This window comes from Methanoregula sp. (assembly GCF_002835825.1).
In the GTDB taxonomy this organism is placed as follows: domain Archaea; phylum Halobacteriota; class Methanomicrobia; order Methanomicrobiales; family Methanospirillaceae; genus Methanoregula.
In genome coordinates this window covers 1-2,630 of record NZ_PIZH01000306.1, presented here as the reverse complement: position 1 = coordinate 2,630, position 2,630 = coordinate 1, and the positions used below count along the sequence as shown (strand labels likewise).

The 2,630-nt window shown below is 57.0% G+C and carries 6 protein-coding genes; 4 read left to right on the top strand and 2 right to left on the bottom strand.

Going from position 1 to position 2,630, the window contains the following annotated elements; all coding sequences use genetic code 11:
• The 4 genes from CW742_RS10240 to CW742_RS10225 all read left to right on the top strand — a co-directional run.
• On the top strand, positions 1-403 hold a 403-nt coding region (locus tag CW742_RS10240; protein WP_292420029.1), incomplete at its 5' end, for a hypothetical protein.
• Between the two features lie 35 nt (positions 404-438).
• Positions 439-603, top strand: a complete 165-nt coding sequence (locus CW742_RS10235; RefSeq protein WP_292420027.1) for a hypothetical protein — start codon at positions 439-441, stop codon at positions 601-603.
• Complete coding sequence (locus tag CW742_RS10230) at positions 593-1,051, top strand: hypothetical protein (protein WP_292420025.1); 459 nt, start codon at positions 593-595, stop codon at positions 1,049-1,051. The genes CW742_RS10235 and CW742_RS10230 overlap by 11 nt, the downstream gene beginning before the upstream one ends.
• 115 nt (positions 1,052-1,166) lie before the next feature.
• Complete coding sequence (locus CW742_RS10225; protein ID WP_292420023.1) at positions 1,167-1,634, top strand: hypothetical protein; 468 nt, start codon at positions 1,167-1,169, stop codon at positions 1,632-1,634.
• 111 nt (positions 1,635-1,745) lie between these two features.
• Here CW742_RS10225 and CW742_RS10220 read toward each other — a convergent pair whose 3' ends face one another.
• Positions 1,746-1,985 (bottom strand): NYN domain-containing protein, encoded by a 240-nt coding sequence (locus CW742_RS10220; RefSeq protein WP_342764874.1) that lies wholly within the window; start codon positions 1,983-1,985, stop codon positions 1,746-1,748.
• A gap of 39 nt (positions 1,986-2,024) precedes the next feature.
• Entirely contained in the window at positions 2,025-2,279 is a 255-nt protein-coding gene (locus CW742_RS10215; RefSeq protein ID WP_292420020.1) for a hypothetical protein, read from the bottom strand.
• Positions 2,280-2,630 lie beyond the last annotated feature (351 nt).

Here is a 2,630-nt window from a genome sequence, read left to right as displayed (position 1 = left end):
CATCACCGACAACCCGTTTGCCTGCACAGCCTACGAGAGCGCTGGTGTCAACCACGCGCCGGTGGAGAAGACCAAAGAAAATTACGTGGCAAAGGTCGTGTACCAGGACAACGATGCCAAGTCCGTTGGCAACGACTCGGCAAAGTTCAACACGATGGCCGGGTTCAATGCCGGTGCCACTGCGCTCCTGAATAACGCGGACCTGGCCACCGCCCACGGGGGAACTGCAGTCCGGGACACACCGAACGAAAGTTACTCGGCAACCCTGAAGTGCCACGATGCCAGCGGGGAGATTTACATGGTCACGTTCAGCCGCGAGACCGTCAGCATCACCTCGTACTCGGATGACGCAATCCGTACCCGTATCGAGACCTGGGCGGACACCGTCCCGGCGCTCGCGTAGACGAAAAACCCTCACCCTATTTTTGAGGTAATCACATGGACACAGAACTACTCAGCATAACCCTCGGCGCAGTCCTCCCCCTCTACCCGCTGCTCTTTGCCATCCACCAGAAGATTGGCAGGTACGACGAGATCGTGGAGGAGTTTAAGGCACTCCGCGCCGAGCATGAAGAATTCACGGGGGGAAAGCATGCCCCCTGAGACCGCACCGGCCGCAACCGTGACGGGCCTGTACCGCGGGACATTCTCCGGTCTTGAGCCGCTCACCAAAGAGACGCCGCTTTCGCTCGAAGAAGTGCGGAGAAATCCGGTCTTCTACGAGCTCGACCTGGGCGACACCCCGGGCGAAGCAGACCTGATCATCGATGTCATCTACGACAACATGCAGCCGCAGAGACTCACCGACCTCATGCGGGGAACCGATATCCCGCGGGGCGTCCGTTTCTGGCCGGACTGGTTCGAGGTCCCGCCGTACCGCGAGATGCGGGACGTGACCGGGCGGAGAGTGTATCCCCGGGCCCCGGGCATCCACACGGTCCGGTTCCGGACCGGGAGACGGAAGCGGCCCGGCCTGGCCCGGGACTTCAGCCCGGCAAACGGCGGGTACACCAGTCCCCTGTTCGAGTTCGCGATCTCCGGGGAACCATGAGAGCCGACCGAAAATCATGCCGAGAGTCCCCGGATGTGCAGCAGGAGAAGGACAATGACCTTCTCCACACCATTTCCGCGTCCTTCCCTGCGGCAGACAGGAGCAACGACCGGAAATGAGCAACACAGAAACACCCGCAGACAACACCTCCGCCCTCACCGCATTCCGGTGCGGGGTCCTCCATGCATTCGGGGGGTTTGACACGAGCGAACTTGAGGGGGAGGAACGGGCCGGCATCACAGGCAAGAAGAGCTGGTTCCGGCTCGGTGAAGTTGTGATGGCTTCCCTGATGGCAGCCACCATCGCGGTCCCGGCCGGGGTTTTCTTCGCACAGAAGACTGCTCTCCCGCTTGCGGTGATCGGCGCGGTCATCATCTTCCTTCCCCTCTTCGTCTTTATCCCGAAGATGATCCAGCAGGCAATGCAGGTGGATACGGAAGCGGTGATCGCGGTACTGGGAAAGAACGAACAGATCAAAAAAGTGTTCTGGACCCTCTTCCTTGCCATCGCCGGCCTGGTGCTGGCGGAGATTGCAGACCCGGTGACCGCGGAGAGGATTGTTGGGATCATCGCGGGGATCTGATGAAGGGGCAGGGGCCCCTCAAATCCCCTCTTCTCTTTTTCACGCCAGGAGGACATCCGGATACTCCGGTTACGGCCCAACGCGGGATCCCGGTAAAGGATCCTATCGTGGTTATCCTTCCCGTTTCACTTTGTTGATAAATGCCAGGTCCATCTCAAAACGTTCATCGACAGCAGAGAGCAGTTCATCATGAACAGACTGGCGCGAATAATAGAGTTTCGTGATTACCCCTGCATCCTTTGCAGCTTCGATTGCTGGAACAAAGTCACTGTCACCGGTTACAAGGGCTGCATAGCCAATCTGGCCAGACCATGCCAGCCGGACCAGCTCCACGGCAAGGAGGATGTCCACACGTTTTTGTTCGAACGTCCCGTCGCGGTGCCTGCGTAATTATCCAAATCTCATCTGGAAGCGCGGCAGTGCCTCTATCTTTCCCGCGAATTTCATGTACTGGGCAGACTTCAATCGTTCTTCCTCTGTTGGCGGATCGCTCACGTAGGGCCTGCAGTCATAAAAATAGGTCCGGAGACGCTCATGCCGGTCCGACACAGCAGTGCAGAATTTCAAAAAGTCAATTTTTGTCCCATCATTCAGGACTTTTGATAAATAGCCGTTGTCAATAAAAACAGCAACGCGATCATTCATTGTTTTTTATTAAAATTCATGACTAAAAGAAACTATCGTCCCAAGTCCGGGGACAGGACGATAGCGAGTATAACACTACTACATTCATTGTTGACCTGATAAGGTTTCCGGAAACGATGCGGAGATCGTGCGGGTGGGGAGAGGATCCCTGAGGTTCTTGCGGGGATTGGGGTGAAATGTACCCGGGGCAGGAGGTGGTTCCCTGACGGCTGTTATCCGGAACAACGAAAGGATTGCCGGCACGGGTGTATCGAGATCAGCGGTTATGTTCATTCGTTTCCTGCTTGTTCAAAAATCCGCGCTCCTCGTTTGCGATGATGACGAATTCCCGTCCCGTCTTCTCTTTCGTGG

Bases quoted from the DNA above. Each gene is read 5' to 3' on its own strand.
- CW742_RS10235 (WP_292420027.1), top strand. From the start codon at position 439: ATGGACACAGAACTACTCAGCATAACCCTCGGCGCAGTCCTCCCCCTC.
- CW742_RS10230 (WP_292420025.1), top strand. From the start codon at position 593: ATGCCCCCTGAGACCGCACCGGCCGCAACCGTGACGGGCCTGTACCGC.
- CW742_RS10225 (WP_292420023.1), top strand. From the start codon at position 1,167: ATGAGCAACACAGAAACACCCGCAGACAACACCTCCGCCCTCACCGCA.
- CW742_RS10215 (WP_292420020.1), bottom strand. From the start codon at position 2,279: ATGAATGATCGCGTTGCTGTTTTTATTGACAACGGCTATTTATCAAAA.